Origin of the sequence: Flavobacterium nitratireducens, assembly GCF_029625335.1 — a bacterium.
Taxonomy (GTDB): domain Bacteria; phylum Bacteroidota; class Bacteroidia; order Flavobacteriales; family Flavobacteriaceae; genus Flavobacterium; species Flavobacterium nitratireducens.
The window spans coordinates 883608-900819 of the sequence record NZ_CP121111.1 but is presented as its reverse complement, the minus strand read 5'-3'; the positions used below and the strand labels follow the sequence as shown (position 1 = coordinate 900819).

General features: G+C 34.9%; 16 protein-coding genes and 1 pseudogene. 9 read left to right on the top strand and 8 right to left on the bottom strand.

Annotated features, from left to right (window positions below; genetic code table 11):
* Positions 1–4: 4 nt before the first annotated feature.
* Positions 5–1006 (top strand): PorP/SprF family type IX secretion system membrane protein, encoded by a 1002-nt coding sequence (locus P5P90_RS04290; protein ID WP_278035975.1) that lies wholly within the window; start codon positions 5–7, stop codon positions 1004–1006.
* 60 nt (positions 1007–1066) lie between these two features.
* Here P5P90_RS04290 and P5P90_RS04285 read toward each other — a convergent pair whose 3' ends face one another.
* Both P5P90_RS04285 and P5P90_RS04280 read right to left on the bottom strand, forming a co-directional pair.
* The gene (locus P5P90_RS04285; protein WP_278035974.1) at positions 1067–2053 is read right to left on the bottom strand and encodes an aldo/keto reductase; all 987 of its coding nucleotides are present in this window, start codon (positions 2051–2053) and stop codon (positions 1067–1069) included.
* Positions 2054–2063: 10 nt separating this feature from the next.
* A complete protein-coding gene (locus tag P5P90_RS04280) occupies positions 2064–2708 on the bottom strand; it encodes an SGNH/GDSL hydrolase family protein (RefSeq protein WP_278035973.1) in 645 nt (214 codons plus the stop codon).
* Between the two features lie 149 nt (positions 2709–2857).
* Here P5P90_RS04280 and P5P90_RS04275 point away from each other — a divergent pair, with 149 nt between their 5' ends.
* The 4 genes from P5P90_RS04275 to P5P90_RS04260 all read left to right on the top strand — a co-directional run bounded on the left by P5P90_RS04275 (position 2858) and on the right by P5P90_RS04260 (position 8458).
* On the top strand, positions 2858–3163 hold the full coding sequence (locus P5P90_RS04275; RefSeq protein ID WP_278035972.1) for a hypothetical protein: 306 nt from the start codon (positions 2858–2860) through the stop codon (positions 3161–3163).
* Positions 3164–3223: 60 nt separating this feature from the next.
* Positions 3224–3910: a sensor histidine kinase gene (locus tag P5P90_RS04270; protein WP_278035971.1), complete on the top strand. Its 687-nt coding sequence runs from the start codon at positions 3224–3226 to the stop codon at positions 3908–3910.
* 206 nt (positions 3911–4116) lie between these two features.
* Positions 4117–7818, top strand: coding sequence for an MBG domain-containing protein (locus P5P90_RS04265; RefSeq protein WP_278035970.1), 3702 nt, complete (start codon positions 4117–4119; stop codon positions 7816–7818).
* Positions 7793–8458 (top strand): T9SS type A sorting domain-containing protein, encoded by a 666-nt coding sequence (locus P5P90_RS04260; protein WP_278035969.1) that lies wholly within the window; start codon positions 7793–7795, stop codon positions 8456–8458. The genes P5P90_RS04265 and P5P90_RS04260 overlap by 26 nt, the downstream gene beginning before the upstream one ends.
* Before the next feature lie 111 nt (positions 8459–8569).
* Here the strand turns inward: P5P90_RS04260 and cysM are convergent, their stop codons facing one another.
* A complete protein-coding gene (cysM, locus tag P5P90_RS04255) occupies positions 8570–9457 on the bottom strand; it encodes a cysteine synthase CysM (protein ID WP_278035968.1) in 888 nt (295 codons plus the stop codon).
* A 1-nt stretch (position 9458) separates the two neighbouring features.
* A complete protein-coding gene (gene epsC / locus P5P90_RS04250; RefSeq protein WP_278035967.1) occupies positions 9459–10250 on the bottom strand; it encodes a serine O-acetyltransferase EpsC in 792 nt (263 codons plus the stop codon).
* Positions 10251–10489: 239 nt separating this feature from the next.
* On the opposite strand from epsC, the gene P5P90_RS04245 reads away from it, so the two are divergent.
* Both P5P90_RS04245 and P5P90_RS04240 read left to right on the top strand, forming a co-directional pair.
* Positions 10490–10675, top strand: a complete 186-nt coding sequence (locus P5P90_RS04245) for a hypothetical protein (protein WP_278035966.1) — start codon at positions 10490–10492, stop codon at positions 10673–10675.
* Positions 10665–11216, top strand: coding sequence for a Smr/MutS family protein (locus P5P90_RS04240; protein WP_278035965.1), 552 nt, complete (start codon positions 10665–10667; stop codon positions 11214–11216). The genes P5P90_RS04245 and P5P90_RS04240 overlap by 11 nt, the downstream gene beginning before the upstream one ends.
* A gap of 76 nt (positions 11217–11292) precedes the next feature.
* On the opposite strand, the gene P5P90_RS04235 is transcribed toward P5P90_RS04240, so the two are convergent.
* Positions 11293–12270 carry a hypothetical protein gene (locus P5P90_RS04235; protein WP_278035964.1) on the bottom strand — a complete coding sequence of 326 codons (978 nt, stop codon included), beginning with the start codon at positions 12268–12270 and terminating at the stop codon, positions 11293–11295.
* A gap of 82 nt (positions 12271–12352) precedes the next feature.
* Here P5P90_RS04235 and P5P90_RS04230 point away from each other — a divergent pair, with 82 nt between their 5' ends.
* Together P5P90_RS04230 and P5P90_RS04225 are read left to right on the top strand one after the other, a co-directional pair.
* Complete coding sequence (locus tag P5P90_RS04230; protein WP_278035963.1) at positions 12353–13477, top strand: cysteine desulfurase family protein; 1125 nt, start codon at positions 12353–12355, stop codon at positions 13475–13477.
* Between the two features lie 571 nt (positions 13478–14048).
* Positions 14049–14762: pseudogene (locus tag P5P90_RS04225) on the top strand (methyltransferase).
* Between the two features lie 324 nt (positions 14763–15086).
* On the opposite strand, the gene P5P90_RS04220 reads toward P5P90_RS04225, so the two are convergent.
* Genes P5P90_RS04220 through P5P90_RS04210 form a run of 3 tightly spaced genes read right to left on the bottom strand, consistent with a single transcriptional unit; the run spans position 15087 to position 17156 of the window.
* Complete coding sequence (locus P5P90_RS04220) at positions 15087–15554, bottom strand: DUF4265 domain-containing protein (protein WP_278035962.1); 468 nt, start codon at positions 15552–15554, stop codon at positions 15087–15089.
* 52 nt (positions 15555–15606) lie between these two features.
* On the bottom strand, positions 15607–15864 hold the full coding sequence (locus P5P90_RS04215; RefSeq protein WP_278035961.1) for a hypothetical protein: 258 nt from the start codon (positions 15862–15864) through the stop codon (positions 15607–15609).
* A gap of 53 nt (positions 15865–15917) precedes the next feature.
* Positions 15918–17156 (bottom strand): molybdopterin dinucleotide binding domain-containing protein, encoded by a 1239-nt coding sequence (locus tag P5P90_RS04210; protein ID WP_340696441.1) that lies wholly within the window; start codon positions 17154–17156, stop codon positions 15918–15920.
* Between the last annotated feature and the right edge of the window lie 56 nt (positions 17157–17212).

The following is a 17212-nucleotide window of genomic DNA, read 5'->3' as shown; positions in this document are numbered from 1 at the left end:
GAGAATGAAATTTAAAATACTATTTACAATTTGTACTTGTTTCTTTTTTACCGTAGTAAAAGCACAAGATCCCATTTTTACGCAATATTTCATTGTTCCTCAAACCTTAAATCCAGCTTATTCCGGTTTTTTGGAAACCACTTCAGCGGGTATTATTCATCGCTCCCAATGGCCTGATTTGAATTTAAAAGTTGATACAGACTATGCATTTTTAAATAGATGGAATGATAATCTTAATAGTGGAATTGGAGGAAGTGTGTTGAGTCACAGAGAGAATTTTACGCATTATAATTTTACCCAATTGAATCTGAATTATGCCTATAAAGTTGCTTTAAATGACAGATGGGCCGTTAGACCTGCAATTGAAGTTGGTTTTGGAACTAAATCTTTTGGGTTTAATAATTTAGTCTTAGGAGATCAAATTAATATTGATTCTGGTACCATTAATAATCAGACAAATGATCCGTCCAATTTTCACGATAAATTCAGTTTTTTTGATTTCTCTGCCGGATTGTTATTTAGCAGTGATGAAGCTTGGATTGGTTTGTCATTAAAGCACATTAATAAACCCAATATTTCATTGGTAGATGAAAAAAATCTTCCTCTGAATATGTTCTTTTCGGCAAGTGTGGGTTATGAATTTTTGGTGGCCGATTATTTGGATGTGGTTAGTTTTCCTTATGAAACAAAGTTTATGGTGTCAGCCAATTATATGAATCAGGGTCAATTTAATCGATTGGATTTAGGCTCTTCCATTATGTTCAGAACGCTTTTTTTAGGAGTATCTACTGCTATGAATCCTTTGGCAAAAGCTCAGGATAGTCATTTGGTGACCTCAGTTAATTTTTACGGAGGTTTGCAATATGAAAATTTCAAATTTGGTCTTTCGCATGATTTTACAACTTCCAAAATGGGAAGGACAGGAGGAATTTATGAATTGTCCTTAACCTATCAGTTTGATTTTAGTGTCAAATGTTTTGGATGCCCTAATTATGAAGGCAGGTAATAACAGTAATTTTGAAGGTAAAATTAAACCCAACATGGAATATGTTGGGTTTTGTTTTTTTTACCAAAGATGATGCACCTCTTTTTTGATGTACTGCTCATAAATAGCATTCATTGCTGCAATTTTTTCAGGAGTTAAAGCTGGTAAATCCAAAGTGGAAAGATTGGATAAAACATGACTTTCAGTTGATGCACCCGGAATGATACAACTCACTTCAGGGAAACTTAAAATCCATTGTAAGGCAATCGGAGCCAGGTTTTGTACCTCAGGGAATAATTTTTTAAGTTCGTTCACAGCAATCAAACCTAATTCGTAATTAACTCCTGAGAAGGTTTCTCCTTTGTCAAAAGCCGCGCCTTCACGATTGAAAAAACGATGGTCTTTGCTGTCAAAAATAGATTTTTCAGAAAATTTTCCAGTTAGTAGACCGCTCGCTAAAGGAACACGGACAATGATACCAACATCTTTTTTTTGTGCTTCTTTGAAGAATAATTCAGATGGACGTTGTCTAAACAGGTTGAAAATAATTTGAACTGAAGTTACATTAGGAAATTCGATAGCCTTAAGTCCTTCTTCTACTTTTTCGACACTAACACCTAAATTTAAAATTTTACCTTCTTGTTTTAATTTGTCAAAAAGTTCAAAAATTTCCGGACGATAATATACTTCTGTAGGCGGACAGTGCAATTGGATTAAATCAAGTGTTTCCAATCCTAATCTTTGTAAACTGTCTTCCACATATTTTTGCAAAACTTTTGGCTGGTAGCCTTCATTGACATGCGGATTGATGTGGCGACCACATTTGGTAGCTACATAAATGCGTTCTGAACGAGAACGAACCAATCTTCCAACCGCTTTTTCGCTCAATCCATTTTCGTAAACATCGGCAGTGTCAATAAAATTGATTCCTTTGTCGATGGCAGTGTTTAAGAGTTCATCGGCAGATTGATCATTAAAGAGAGAACCCCATTTTCCACCTACTTGCCAGGTTCCCAAAGCAATTTCAGATATTTCAAAATTTGTTTTTCCTAGTTTACGATAGTTCATTTTATTGTTATTATTGATTGTTTAAAGTTAGTTGTATGGCTTTTTGAATTAGCAGACTCATTATTTCATAACCTCTCGTGTTGGGATGAACGCGGTCTTCGGATAATTCCGATTTCAAGCCTTTTTCATCATCCACCATTGCCGAATAATAATCTACATAAGTAATTTGTTTAGTGGTTGCATAGTGTTCTAAAGCTTCATTTAGTTCGATAATACGTTCGGCTGGTTTTTCTTTTGGATTCCAATAGAAGAAATTGGCAGGTAATACCGAACAAAGAATCACTTGTATTTGGTGAAATTGAGCTAATTCAATCATTGAAAAAATATTGTGAGTAATCATTTCGATGGTTGCGAATCCTGTGTTTCCGGCAATATCATTGCCTCCAGCTAATATCACTACTATTGAAGGTTTTAAGTCAATTACATCGGCTCTGAAACGAAGTAACATTTGTGGTGTGGTTTGTCCGCTGATTCCCCGATTGATGAAATTCTTATTTTCTGAAAAAAGAGCATGTTCTTTACTCCAAAATTCCGTTATAGAATCACCTAAAAATACTACCCGGTTTTCACTGGATTCCGAAGGCGGAAGTTTTGCATTTTCTTGTCGGTATTTTGCTAAATAAGGCCAGTCCAGCATTGATGCGCTCTCACTCATTAAACTATTTTTGATTTTATGAATCATAAAAACAAAGCTAACAAAATTATTTTGAAGTTATTTTAAAGTAATTGTTAGTGATAAAATGTTTTTTATAAGAAAAATGTTATTTTTAATACGTTTGAATTCGCTATTAAATTTAATTGTTTATGCAGTTTTATCAAAAATTATCGTCTATTGGATTCTTTAGAAATAGTTATGTGTTTAAGTTTCTTTTTGTTGCTTTTATCGGAATCCATATTCCATTGATAGGGATTTTGTTTTTTGTACTTTTTGCTAAAACAAATTTTACTACCACAAGCTTACTTGTTTTTTCATTAGTGATGACTCTGATTGCTACAGCAGTTACTTTATTGGTTTTGAAAAAATTAATTCAGCCAATTGAATTAGCCTCCAAAGCGTTGAATGAGTATAAATTAAAAAGAATTATTACAGATTTACCAATTCATTTTTAGGATGAGGCGGGTTTATTGCTGTCAAATATTCATAATTCTATTTTAGAAAGCGAAACTTTTATGAATGAGAAGCAAAACCTGATTTATTTGCTTTCTCATGATTTAAAAACTTTTGCTGGAAATCCCAAATCGTTGGCAACGATGATTTTAGAAACCAATCCATCAAATGAAGTAAAAGAATTAGCTGAAATGATTTGTGAATCAACAACAGAGCAATTTCAATATATTGAAAATTTTATTAAAATGTTGAAAGAACAGGATGAAATGTTGCAAACAGCTTGTGAAGTCAAAACAATTGATTTAGAAAAAATTATTCATGCTGTAGAAAGTCAGACAATACAATGTGCGCTTGCAAAGAAAATTAAATTTGTTGAGCAATTTGATTTAAAATCTGCCGATTTAATAATTAATCCGGAATTATTAACCCGGGTGATTTATAATTTGCTTAGTAATGCTGTAAAGTTTTCTTTTTTAGATTCTGAAATTAAAATTCATACTTATAGCGATGAAAAGTGTGTTTTCATAAAAGTAATTGATCAAGGTATTGGATTTGATAGTGATGATAGTCAAAAAATATTTGACAAATTCACAAAAATGAGCAGATTGGGTACTTTTAAAGAAGCTTCTACAGGAATTGGAATGTATTTGTGTAAGCAAATTATTGAAAGAAATAATGGTTTGCTAATAGCAAGTAGTGAAGGGAAAAATAAAGGAGCAATTTTTACGATTGTTTTCAAAAAACCTTAGATATTTAATTAAAAACACAGTTCTATGTAGTTTGTAGTCTTTTTTGTGCTTTCATCGGAAATGTAGTTTAAATAAAATTGGAGTATATAATTTCGTAATTATATAAGTAAAATCGTGGTAAATAATACCGTTTGTTATTGGTGTTTTTTACCGTTTTTGTTTGTATTACGTTCCTTAATTCCATTTTCATTATAACTAACTTGCGTATGAAAACAATTTTACTCCCAAAACGTACCCTAGTATTTGTTTTTTTTATTGCCTCTTTGCTTTTTAGCAATATTTCTTTTGGTCAAACAGTACTGCTTGACCAGGCTGATTTGGATTATGCACCAGGTGAAACTGTGTATATCACAGGATTTGGTTGGCATCCAGGGGAAACGGTAGCACTGCAAGTAGATAATCTCACTGATCCTAATGTAGATTGTGGTCCTGTCACCCCACAGCCCCACGAATTATGGACTGTTGTTGCTGATGAAAATGGTAATTTTACCGCTTCATGGTATGTAAATGATTGTGAATTAGGTGCTGATTTATTATTAGGTGCCTTAGGTGAAACTTCTGGTTTCACATATGAAGTGTTTTTTACGGATGCTAATCTTTCTTTTAATGCGAATGGTTTACCTAATGGAACTAATGTAACAGTAAATTATAGGGTTTATAGCACTGGTTCGCCTGGGGGTAGTTTTACAGCTATAAATTTTACAACCCCAAATAATTCAACACCAGCTATTGCAGTTAATAATAGTCAGACTGTTGAATATACTTTTAATGATGTTGTAATCTCAGGTACTATATATAAAGCTTTAGGAGGAACTGCTGTTGGTGCTAATAATGGCACTGGAGGTCAGCTAATCACGGCTAATTATACTATAGCATGTACGACTCCTGCAGCTCCTGTTGTCACTAGTCCTGTAACTTACTGTCAGGGAGCAACTGCAACCGCTTTGACAGCAACAGGTAGTAATTTATTATGGTATACGACTGAGACAGGAGGGATAGGGAGTACAACACCACCAACACCTTCTACTACTTCTATAGGAACTACTAGTTATTATGTTAGTCAATCAACAGAATGTGAAAGCACAAGAGCCAAAATTGATGTTGTAATTAATGGAGTAACTGCAGGAATTATTGGAAAAGGAGCGGTGCAACCTGGACCAGGTTGTGGAACATTGGATCCAGGAATAACAAGTAATACATCAGCGGCCAGTGGTTCAGGAACACTAAGTTATCTTTGGCAACAAAGTACAGATGGTGGATCAAATTGGTCAACAATTCCCTCTGCAACTTCAAGTCAATACAATCCTTCTGCTTTGACAATGACAACTTCTTTCAAAAGAATTGTCACTTCAAATCTGAATGGAATTAATTGTACTGCTGAATCTAATATATTAGTGTATGAAGTAAATCCTTTACCAGTTGTAAGTGCTGTTTTACCTGGCGGAACTACTAATGTTTGTATTGGAAATACTTTGCAGTTATCAAATGCTACTCAAGGAGGTGTATGGAATAGTCAAAATACCGCAATTGCAACTGTTGATAGTAGTGGTTTAGTTAGCGGTATAACTTCAGGTGATGTAACTATTAGCTATACTGTTACTGATCCAAATTCGGGTTGTTTTAAAACAGTAAATAAAACAGTTCATGTTCTTGCATTGCCAGTAGCACCAATCGCTATAGATTATTCTGGAGTTTATGATGGAGTAGCTCATACAGGTTCAGCTACAGTAAATTCTGGTGAAGTTATTTATTGGTATACCACAGCCACCGGAACTACAACTTGTTCGGCGCCAAGTGGAACAAATGTAGGGACTTATTCAGCTTATGCTGAATCTCGCAATATGTCAACAGGATGTATTAGTCCGATTAGGACTCTTGTTACAGTCAGTATTACCCCAAAATCAGCTACGATAGTTGCCGATGGAAAAACAAAAATCTATGGAGAGGTTAATCCGTTATTGACAGCCCAAATTTCAGGAACAGTAAACGGCGATGCATTGGATTATAGTTTGGCTACTACTGCAACACAATTTTCGGGAGTAGGTAGTTATCCAATAGCCATTACATTAGGAAGCAATCCAAATTACAGCATTACGCCAACAGACTCAGAATTGACTATTACGCCAAAATCAGCTACAATAGTTGCCGATGGAAAAACAAAAATCTATGGAGAGGTTAATCCGTTATTGACAGCCCAAATTTCAGGAACAGTAAACGGCGATGCATTGGATTATAGTTTGGCTACCACAGCAACACAATTTTCGGGAGTAGGTAGTTATCCAATAGCCATTACATTAGGAAGCAATCCAAATTACAGCATCACACCAACAGATTCAGAATTGACTATTACGCCAAAATCAGCTACAATAGTTGCCGATGGAAAAACAAAAATCTATGGAGAGGTTAATCCGTTATTGACAGCCCAAATTTCAGGAACAGTAAACGGCGATGCATTGGATTATAGTTTGGCTACCACAGCAACACAATTTTCGGGAGTAGGTAGTTATCCAATAGCCATTACATTAGGAAGCAATCCAAATTACAGCATTACGCCAACAGACTCAGAATTGACTATTACGCCAAAATCAGCTACAATAGTTGCCGATGGAAAAACAAAAATCTATGGAGAGGTTAATCCGTTATTGACAGCCCAAATTTCAGGAACAGTAAACGGCGATGCATTGGATTATAGTTTGGCTACCACAGCAACACAATTTTCGGGAGTAGGTAGTTATCCAATAGCCATTACATTAGGAAGCAATCCAAATTACAGCATCACACCAACAGATTCAGAATTGACTATTACGCCAAAATCAGCTACAATAGTTGCCGATGGAAAATCAAAAATCTATGGAGAGGTTAATCCGTTATTGACAGCCCAAATTTCAGGAACAGTAAACGGCGATGCATTGGATTATAGTTTGGCTACTACTGCAACACAATTTTCGGGAGTAGGTAGTTATCCAATAGCCATTACATTAGGAAGCAATCCAAATTACAGCATTACGCCAACAGACTCAGAATTGACTATTACGCCAAAATCAGCTACGATAGTTGCCGATGGAAAAACAAAAATCTATGGAGAGGTTAATCCGTTATTGACAGCCCAAATTTCAGGAACAGTAAACGGCGATGCATTGGATTATAGTTTGGCTACCACAGCAACACAATTTTCGGGAGTAGTTAGTTATCCAATAGCCATTACATTAGGAAGCAATCCAAATTATAGCATCACGCCAACAGACTCAGAATTGACTATTACGCCAAAATCAGCTACCGTAAGTCCAGTTGCTTCAAGTAAATATTGTGGGCAAAGCGACCCAGCTAGTTTTACTGGTACAACATCAGGATTTTTAGTTTCTGATAACATAATAGTAAGTTATAGCAGAATTAGTGGCGAAACAGCAGGAATATATACTATATCGGCCTCGCTTAGTTCATCACCTTCGACAGTAATTAATAATTACAATATCACATACAATACAGCTGATTTTACAATTATTGGAATTAATAGTGTTGATGCATCAGCGAGTAGTACTCCAGTTGCTTTAGGATCAGTTGCTACATTGTCGGCAAAAATTGTTCCTGCTGTTTCTGGTGTTACAGTATATTTTAGTCTTAATTCAGGTTTAGGAAACGATCAAATAGTTACTGCAATAACAGATGCTAATGGTATGGCTTCTACCCAAGTTTCAAATTTGGAAGTGAACTTATATAAAGTTATTGCAACAGCAGGTTCAAGTTGTGCTGTTTCAACTGAAGCGTATATGCCAGTATATGATCCAAATGGTAGTTTTGTAACTGGAGGAGGATGGATTAATTCTCCAGCAGGAGCATATACAGCAAATTTATCTTTAGTTGGTAAAGCTAATTTTGGATTTAATGCAAAATATAAAAAAAGGGAATAATCAGGTTGATGGAAATACAGAGTTTCAATTTAAGGCAGGAGATTTGAATTTAAAATCAACTTTGCATGAATCAGGATCTTTAGTGATTTCAGGTAAAAAAGCGACATATAGAGGAGATGGTACTATTAATGGAGTACCAGGGTATAAATTTACATTGGTAGCAATTGATGGAAACTATAATAGTGGCACTGCACCAGATCAATTTAGAATTAAAATTTGGGGACCTAATGGGGTTGTGTATGACAATGGCCTAGGAGCAGATGAAAATTCAGAGGTTTCAACTGTTTTAGCAGGCGGTTCCATTGTAATTCATGAAGTGAAGAAAAAAGGTAGCGCGAAAGATGTAACTACTGAAAAAACGCATTCTACAATGTTTTCAGATGCGGCACAAGACCCAATCCTATTCAATGTAGTAGCTTATCCTAATCCATCGATTAATTATTTTACGCTTTCAGTTGAAACAGGAAGTACTGAAAATGTTCAGGTACTATTATATGATAGTACCGGTAGATTATTGAAAGTAATAGACAAAAAAGTTGGTGAAACAATTCAATTTGGAGAAGATTTACCAAGAGGAACATACATTGCTAAAATTACTCAGGGAGTTGAAAGTAAAACGATTAATGTGATGAAACGATAATAAGATGTTTCTATAAATGGAAAACCAGCACAGTTTTTAATTGAGCTGGTTTTTTTATGCATAAAAAAAAGCACTAAGAATAGTGCTTTCACTTATTTTGAGAGCTTTGAATTAATCAAATAAATCAGAAGATAAATAACGGTCTCCTCTATCACAAATAATAGCTACAATCACACCTGATTCGAGTTCTTCGGCAATTTTTACAGCTACGGCCACAGCACCACCGCTACTCATTCCGGCAAAAATACCTTCTTCTAAAGCCAGACGCTTTGTCATTTCACGAGCTTCTTTTTCACTTACGTCAACAGTACGGTCTACTTTTGAAGGATTGAAAATTTTTGGCAAATATTCTTCCGGCCATTTTCTGATTCCGGGAATCTGAGAGCCTTCGGATGGCTGAGCACCTATAATTTGAATCTTCGGATTTTGTTCTTTTAAGTACGTTGAAGTACCTATAATAGTTCCAGTAGTTCCCATTGCCGAAACAAAATGAGTTACCTTTCCATTAGTGTCTCTCCAAATTTCAGGTCCTGTAGTATTATAATGGGCTTTCCAGTTGTCGTTATTAGCAAATTGATTCAGCATGATGTAACCGCCTTCAGCCACTTTTTTATCTGCGTAATCTCTGGAACCTATGATTCCTTCAGCGGCAGGAGTAAGGATTACTGTAGCACCATAAGCACGCATGGTTTGTGTACGTTCTTTAGTAGAGTCTTCTGGAAGGATTAATTCGATTTCGATTCCCAGTAATTGCGCAATCATCGCTAATGCAATTCCAGTGTTTCCACTGGTAGCTTCGATTAATTTGTCTCCTTTTTTGATTTCACCACGGTCTAATGCGCCTTTAATCATATAATAGGCAGCACGGTCTTTGACACTACCACCGGGATTGTTTCCTTCTAGTTTTAAAAGCAGTTTTACGTTTTTATTTTTTACTAAATTGACTGTTTCTACAAGAGGAGTATTTCCTATTAAGTCAACTAATTTTTGAGGTTTCATATTATTTAATTTCTTTTACTTTTATTTCAGTCGTTGTGGTGTTCATGACAATTGATTTTGCAGGAACCGACTTGGTTACCCAGGCATTTCCTCCTACAATACTGTCTTTGCCTATAACGGTTTCGCCTCCAAGGATAGTTGCATTGGCATAAATACAAACATTTTTTTCAACAGTTGGATGCCTTTTGGCGTTTTTCATTTCTTTACTCACACTTAAAGCACCCAGTGTAACTCCCTGATAAATTTTGACGTGTTTCTCAATTACTGCCGTTTCTCCAATTACAATACCTGTTGCGTGATCAATGAAAAATGGCGAATCAATTTGCGCTCCTGCGTGAATATCAGTTCCTGTAATACGATGGGCATATTCGCTCATTAAACGAGAAAAAAGCAATAAGTCTTGAAGGTATAATTCGTGACTAATACGGTAAATAGCAATTGCATAGAAACCAGGATAGGCTAAATAAACTTCCTCAATACTATTTGAAGCAGGATCGTTTTCTAAAATATATGCAGCATCTTGATTTAAATTTTTTAGTACCGATGGGAGTTTGCTAACAAATTGATTCCAGGTTTCATCACACAAAGAATTTGGTTTTTTGCAAGCCAGAGCAGCAATCTCTTTGAATTGTTTTTCTAATACGTCAATACTTTCGTCCAATGGAGCATTAGCGTCAAATAAGGTGTAGAATATTTTTTCAGTAAATGCTTCTACTTTAGTTTTGATACCGTAATTGATTGAGGTGTGGCTTTTTAGCTCATCTATATTTTTTATAATTAAATCCTTTGTCATGACTTTTGGATTGTGTTGTTAGTAGAGCGAATTCTACTTGAATTTTGTTATTTAATTTAAAACAAATATATTGAACTATTTTGAATAAAAAGGCAAGAACAAGGATGCTTTCACAGGATAGTGTTGTTTTTTACAAAATGAATTCGAACAGTTTTAAAATAGATTTTCTCTATTTGAATTATTCTTTATTTACACTTCAATTTTAAATTTATTACTTTTGAAAACTGATTCAAATAAAAATGAAAAAAATAATTTTCCCTATCATGTTTATTGCCATTGTTGTTGCTTTTTATGAGCAAACTGCTGCAGATAAAAATGTGTATGTGACTGTAATCGCAATGGCCGTTTTTATGTTTGGGATGATGCGATTAAGTGCAAAAACGCCAAGTAAAAATCCAGAAAAAGAAGAAGAAGATGTTGACTAAAGGAGATAAAGTTTCGGTACTAGATGACGCCATAAATGGGGTAGTTTTGTCGGTTCAAGCGCAAGAAATAACTATTGAAACCGAAGAGGGTTTTGTAATGAAATTTACGATGAATGAATTGGTTAAAACCAGTGGTTCAGAAAATTTAATGGACAGTATCAAAGGAGTAAATGCTGAAGCGATAAAAAAAGAAAAAGCCATTCCTAAACCAAGAAGTTTTGTCAAAGAGAAAAAAGACAAACGCGAGGTAGGAGTCCCAGAATTTGATTTACATATCGAGAAATTGGTCAAGAACAAGAACGGAATGTCTAATTATGATATTTTGACCTTACAAGCCGAAACGGCGCAACGACACATTGAATTTGCAATTAAAAATCGTATTCCCAAGATTGTTTTGATTCACGGAGTAGGTGAAGGGGTATTGAAAGCTGAGTTGGATTTCCTATTAGGAAGATATGATAATATTGATTTTCACGAGGCAAACTACCAAAAGTATGGTCAGGGAGCAATGGAGGTTTATATTAGGCAGAGTAAAAAATAATAATACTATTTCTTAGAAAGTTAAAAGGCTCATTTGAATTTCAAACGAGCCTTTTTTTATGATATAAAACTAAATTTTAATTAGAGGTAAAAACATCTCCTAGAATGTAATTTTTACCGAGATTAAAATTCAAAATTCCTTTTTGAAGAGATACATTTTTAAGTACAATTGTATGTTTGTATGTGTTTGGACCATTGGTTGTTGTACTAACTTCAATAATTCCGCTAACACCACTTACCCCAGCAATACCATCCCATTGCTGACTCAATGTTGGCGTATTTGGAGTTGTTGTTTGACAAAAATAATCACTATTCAATACGCCACCCGTAAATAACTTATAAGTCAAGCTGTTTGTACTTGTTCCAATTAATCCTGTTCTAGGACTATTTATTGGAGTAGTTTCGTTTAAGATTAAATTAGGGTCAATGTTTAATACCAATGCTTCACTGTTGTTGTTATTGTAAATTTCATTGGATGAAGTACATTTTTCTAATGTTTGATCAAAATTTAAAGACAAGGCAGTTATATTCGTTTTATAATCACCAAACGGGAAAGTTTCATAGACCTGAGTGCCATTTGCTTTTGAAAAAGTCACATTTTTAAGTGTGATATTATGATTGTATCCATTAATTTTTGTGGCACCAGTAGTTTCATTCGTTGTTTTTGCAGCAGTAGTTACAATTTGAATTTTACCACTTACAGCAGTCCATTGGTCTGTAATAACAGGAGTCGCTGGAGCGATAGATTCACAGATGTTGTCTGTAGCTACTGTTCCATTATAAAAACGATAGATTACTCTATTTGATGTGGTACTTATATCTAGTTCAATGGTATCATTAGCAGCAGTAAGTTCGGTAACAATACTGGTATTAGGAATTTCCATTATTAGAGCTTCCTTATCTTTTAGTTTATAGAGTAATGTATTGGTACTACTTGTATTGGAACAGCTTTGTGTCGCAACTTCATCGAAGCTTATTTCTTCCTGAGTTAGATTACCATCATCACAGGAATTAAAAAGTGTTAGTAAAACGAATAAACTTAGGGCTTTTTTCATTGTAAAAATTTTGACAAAAATAGGCAAAAAATGACAATTCTGAATCGGCTTTTGATAATTGATATTTTATAACTTTGCTGCAATGAAAAAAATATACCTCGATAACGCCTCGACAACTGCAATACGACCTGAAGTCATTCAAGAAATGACTAAAGTGCTAACAGAAGATTATGGTAATCCATCATCTACACATAGTTTTGGTCGAAATGCAAAAAATATTTTGGAACTTTCCCGAAAATCAATTGCCAAGCAACTGAATGTCAATGCGCAGGAAATCGTTTTTACTTCTGGAGGAACGGAGGCAAACAATTGGATTTTGCGTTCAGCAGTAAAAGATTTAGGTGTAAAACGAATCATAAGCAGTAAGATAGAACATCATGCTGTTTTGTTAGCCATCACCGCTTTGCAAAGAGAATTTGGCATTCGGGTAGATTACGTTAATGTATTAACAGATGGAAGCATCGATTTAACGCATTTGTCCACTTTACTAGCCGATGATGTCAAAACGTTGGTAAGCTTAATGCATGTAAATAACGAAATAGGGACGGTTTTAGATCTGGAAAGAGTTGGTTTAATTTGTAAACAATACAATGCTTTATTTCATTCGGATACAGTGCAGTCGATGGGAAAAATGCAATTGGATTTACAGACGATTCCAGTTGATTTTGTTTTGGCGAGTGCGCATAAATTCCACGGACCGAAAGGCGTAGGTTTTGCATATGTTCGAAAAAATTCGGCTTTGCAACCTTTATTTTATGGAGGCGAACAGGAAAAAGGTTTGCGTGCCGGAACCGAAGCCGTACATCAAATTGCTGGAATGGCAAAGGCTTTAGAGCTTTCGTATGCGCATTTAGAAGCAGAAAGTGGACAGATTACAGCCGTAAAGCAATATTTAATTCAACAATTAGAAATTACTTTTCCGGGTGTACTGTTTAATGGAACAGCAGCTAATTTCTATAATATTTTGAATGTGTTGTTGCCTTTTTCAGAAGAAAAAACCGCGATGATTTTATTTCATCTGGATATGCGTGGTATTGCTGTTTCCCGCGGTAGTGCCTGCCAAAGCGGAAGTATCAGACCTTCACACGTATTGGCCGAAATACTTTCGGAAGATTTGGTTCGAAAGCCCAGTTTACGTATTTCTCTGAGTCATTATAATACAAAAGATGATATTGAAGGCTTCATAGAAGCTTTGAAAACGGTATGAAATGTTAATCCGTCTTGATAATTATTGAGACGGTTTTTTTTATTTCATTAGTTAGTTTTTGGTCTGTAAAATAGTTTTTAAAGAAGAAATTTTTATCCGAAAAATAATGTTATTGTTTGCTTAGTTGTTTGTAAATTAGTGTTTTCCAAATTTTATTTTGATTAAAGAAAATAAATTTCTTAATAGTTAGATATTTGGAATAAACAGATAATACAAACTGATGTCAAATTCAAATTTTTAACTAATGGAAAATCATTCAGGTCAACCATCCCCAGGAAGTATCATGCAAATTGGTACCAGATTTTGGGCATCCAAAATTCTTTTGAGCGCCGTTAAATTCGAGTTATTTACTTTGCTCGCAGAACACAATTAAATGTCCGCCAATTAGATTAAAGCGGAATTAAATTTTAAATGTACGGACCGACATGTTTTTGATTTTCTGGATGCCTTAACCACCTTTGGGTTTTTAAATAGAGAAGGTTTTTGGGATACTGCCAAATATTCCAATAGTTTGGATACCAACGTATTTTTAGATAAAAAGAAAGCCACTTACATAGGCGGAATTCTTGAAATGTTAAATAATCGCTTGTATGGATTTTGGGGAAATTTAGAAACAGGATTATTGACAGGACATCCGCAAAACGAAGCCAAACAAGGTGATAATTTATTTGAAAAAATCTATGAAGATCCTAATCGACTAAAAGAATTCATCCATGCCATGAGCGGTGTTCAAATGGGGAATTTCATGACTTTGGCTCAGCAATTTGATTTTTCTAAGGCGAAAAAAGTAGTAGATATTGGAGGTTCAGGTGCGCTTCTATCCTCAATGATTGCAAAACATCATCCACACATAAGCTGTATCAGTTGGGATTTACCGGCTGTAGCTCCCATTGCTGACGAAATTATTCAATAATTTCAATTACAGGACAGGGTACAAACTGCTGGAGGTGATTTTTTCAAAGACAATTTTCCGAAAGCCGATATCATTACGATGGGAAATATTCTGCACGATTGGGATGAAGAAACCAAAATGATGCTGATTCAAAAAGCTTATGACGCTTTACCTGAAGGTGTTGATTTTATTGCGATAGAAGGAATTATTGACCCGGAAAGGAATAAAAATGCATTTGGACTAATGATGAGCCTGAATATGCTGATTGAAACTGGAACTGGCTTCGATTATACTTTTGCTGATTTTAATAAATGGACAAAAGCTGTTGGTTTTAATAATACTGAAATTCTTCCACTTACCGGACCCAGTAGTGCAGTTATCGCTTATAAATGAAACCGAAAGGTTAGCTTTTTTTGAATCCGTTAATGAGGAGCTTTTAAAATTAACCACAATCCTGTCATTGCGAGGAACGAAGCAATCTCATCTAGAATTAAAATCTGCTATCAAGACTCAACTCAACTTGATGAGATTGCTTCGCCAATTCGCTATCGCTTGTGTCCTCCTTCGTCGGATTGACAAACTACACGGATAAAGCTTAAAGTAAAAATTAATTAAGTTATTTTTTTTACAATCAAAGTTCTCAATCTTGTCATTCCTACGAAGGAGGAATCTCATTTAATTATTTGTTTATTTAGAGTTATTAGTACTAACGAACTATTATTCTTTTTCTGATAAATGTTTATTTGAAATATTAGGTTCTGCAAAGCTTATTATCTCCGCTTTTTCGAGTTCTTTAAGCTTTTTAAATATTGGTAAGTAATTTAATTCGTAAAGGACTTCCATAACAAAATAATTACTTCCGGTTCCTTCACTTTCACAGCCAATATTTTTAAATTCATTTCTTAAATTTTCGATATCAGTTTTTTCGTCTAATAAAATAATTTGGATAGTTGAATTTCCGGAATACTCAACAACTCTTCTAAACGTAATTCTTTCTTCATCTTTATCATATTCTGCGAAAACAATATCACCACAAGAAAATTCAGGACCGTAAAATGGAATATTGTCAATTTTGTAAAGTCCTTTTTCCTGTTCAATTATTTCTGCCCAAAGAGTTTCAACAACGATTTCTTCAAGAACATCACTATAATATCGGACTAATAATTTTTCGCTTTTTTCTTCCATTTTGGAACATGTTTTTAGATGAAAATCCAGAAAGGTTTCTTTTAAGTTTATATTAAGATATATAATTATCAGTCAGATAAAAGTATATTCCACTTACAATTGTGACAAATAAACCAGCAAATAAATAGCTAATTTTCTTTTTCTTTTCATCTGAGTTCTTGTATTTGAAAACACCAAAAAGTAACGGTAATAACACTAAAATTGCCAACATAGCATTTAGTGTCATTATTGCCTTATTGGAGCTTGCTCCGGCTCCAGAACCAAAATATAAAAACCAGAAAAGGATAAGGCCAAAAAGTCCACCAACCATTAGTATAGATTGAATTATTATTAGCTTAAAAAATAGTCGAATGTTCATGTTTATTAGTTTATAATTCTCTCATAAATAGAAGGATCGTGTTTTTTGATTTTGATTTTGACATATTTAGAAGCTGGCATATTGCTTTCTTTTACCACATTATTTACAGAAACTAAAACATTGGTTTCTGGGAAATAGGTAACGGTATTTTTTTCAGGGATAGGGTAGGACACAATGATAAATAAAGGCGCAATACGCTCGATTCCATCGTCATAATTAAATAAATCGACTTTGTGGCCGTTTTTGAATCCTGCTTTTTCAATGTCTTTTGGGTTCATGAAAACCACACGGCGTTCGTTTTTAATTCCTCTGTAGCGGTCATCGAGTCCGTAAATAGTAGTGTTAAATTGATCGTGGGTGCGGGTGGTAGCCATCATGTATTCATCGGCTTCCAGTTTGTTTTCGGGAACAGTTGTGAGGGTAAAAGGAGCACGGTCGCCAAATTGCTTTGTAATGAATTTTCCATCTCTGGCAGCATTAGGTAAATAAAATCCTCCTTTTTGACGCACTCTCACATTGTAGTTTTCAAATCCCGGAATGCATTGTTCAATAGCATAGCGCACCGCATCATAACTATTGGCGTATTTTTGCCAGTCCACAACTGATTTATCGCCCAAGGTTGCCATCGCCATACGGCAAACAATCTGTGTTTCATTGATAAGATGTTCCGAAACGGGTTTCAAAATCCCCTTTGAATCCTGAACCACTCCCATAGAATTTTCGGTAGTAACGATTTGGAGTTCGCCATTAACAATATCCATATCACTTCGGGATAAGGTTGGGAGTATCAGTGATTCTTTTCCATGAATTAAATGCGTACGGTTCAGTTTTGTAGAAACATTTACTGTCAACTTCAATTTTTTCATCGCATTAGCTGTAAAAGTCGTATCCGGTGTAGCCGATAGAAAATTACCTCCCATACAAAATAGCACTTTGGCTTTTTCTTCATGCATGGCTTTGATGGCGTGAACTACATCGTAACCTTTTTCTCTTGGTGGATTAAAACCAAAATAATTTTGCAAACGATCCAGTTGTTCCTTAGTGGGTTTTTCGTCAATTAGCATGGTACGGTTTCCCTGTACGTTACTGTGACCACGTACCGGACAAACACCAGCACCGGGTTTTCCAATACTTCCTTTTAGAAGTAAAATATTGAGAATTTCCCGAATCATATCTACGCCATTGGGTTGTTGAGTCAATCCCATTCCCCAGCAAACAATGATACGGTTTTTAAAGGCCATCATCTCTGCGGCTTGTTGAATAGCTTCTTTCGCAACCCCTGATTGTGCGGCTAGTTCGT

What these genes read in the sequence shown, in the direction of transcription:
- P5P90_RS04235 (WP_278035964.1), bottom strand. Translation starts at nt 12,270, where the DNA reads ATGAAAAAAGCCCTAAGTTTATTCGTTTTACTAACACTTTTTAATTCC.
- P5P90_RS04240 (WP_278035965.1), top strand. Translation starts at nt 10,665, where the DNA reads ATGTTGACTAAAGGAGATAAAGTTTCGGTACTAGATGACGCCATAAAT.
- P5P90_RS04245 (WP_278035966.1), top strand. Translation starts at nt 10,490, where the DNA reads ATGAAAAAAATAATTTTCCCTATCATGTTTATTGCCATTGTTGTTGCT.
- P5P90_RS04285 (WP_278035974.1), bottom strand. Translation starts at nt 2,053, where the DNA reads ATGAACTATCGTAAACTAGGAAAAACAAATTTTGAAATATCTGAAATT.
- cysM (WP_278035968.1), bottom strand. Translation starts at nt 9,457, where the DNA reads ATGAAACCTCAAAAATTAGTTGACTTAATAGGAAATACTCCTCTTGTA.
- P5P90_RS04275 (WP_278035972.1), top strand. Translation starts at nt 2,858, where the DNA reads ATGCAGTTTTATCAAAAATTATCGTCTATTGGATTCTTTAGAAATAGT.
- P5P90_RS04265 (WP_278035970.1), top strand. Translation starts at nt 4,117, where the DNA reads ATGAAAACAATTTTACTCCCAAAACGTACCCTAGTATTTGTTTTTTTT.
- P5P90_RS04290 (WP_278035975.1), top strand. Translation starts at nt 5, where the DNA reads ATGAAATTTAAAATACTATTTACAATTTGTACTTGTTTCTTTTTTACC.
- P5P90_RS04210 (WP_340696441.1), bottom strand. Translation starts at nt 17,156, where the DNA reads ATGATGGCCTTTAAAAACCGTATCATTGTTTGCTGGGGAATGGGATTG.
- P5P90_RS04230 (WP_278035963.1), top strand. Translation starts at nt 12,353, where the DNA reads ATGAAAAAAATATACCTCGATAACGCCTCGACAACTGCAATACGACCT.
- P5P90_RS04260 (WP_278035969.1), top strand. Translation starts at nt 7,793, where the DNA reads ATGCAAAATATAAAAAAAGGGAATAATCAGGTTGATGGAAATACAGAG.
- P5P90_RS04215 (WP_278035961.1), bottom strand. Translation starts at nt 15,864, where the DNA reads ATGGTTGGTGGACTTTTTGGCCTTATCCTTTTCTGGTTTTTATATTTT.
- P5P90_RS04280 (WP_278035973.1), bottom strand. Translation starts at nt 2,708, where the DNA reads ATGAGTGAGAGCGCATCAATGCTGGACTGGCCTTATTTAGCAAAATAC.
- P5P90_RS04270 (WP_278035971.1), top strand. Translation starts at nt 3,224, where the DNA reads ATGAATGAGAAGCAAAACCTGATTTATTTGCTTTCTCATGATTTAAAA.
- P5P90_RS04220 (WP_278035962.1), bottom strand. Translation starts at nt 15,554, where the DNA reads ATGGAAGAAAAAAGCGAAAAATTATTAGTCCGATATTATAGTGATGTT.
- epsC (WP_278035967.1), bottom strand. Translation starts at nt 10,250, where the DNA reads ATGACAAAGGATTTAATTATAAAAAATATAGATGAGCTAAAAAGCCAC.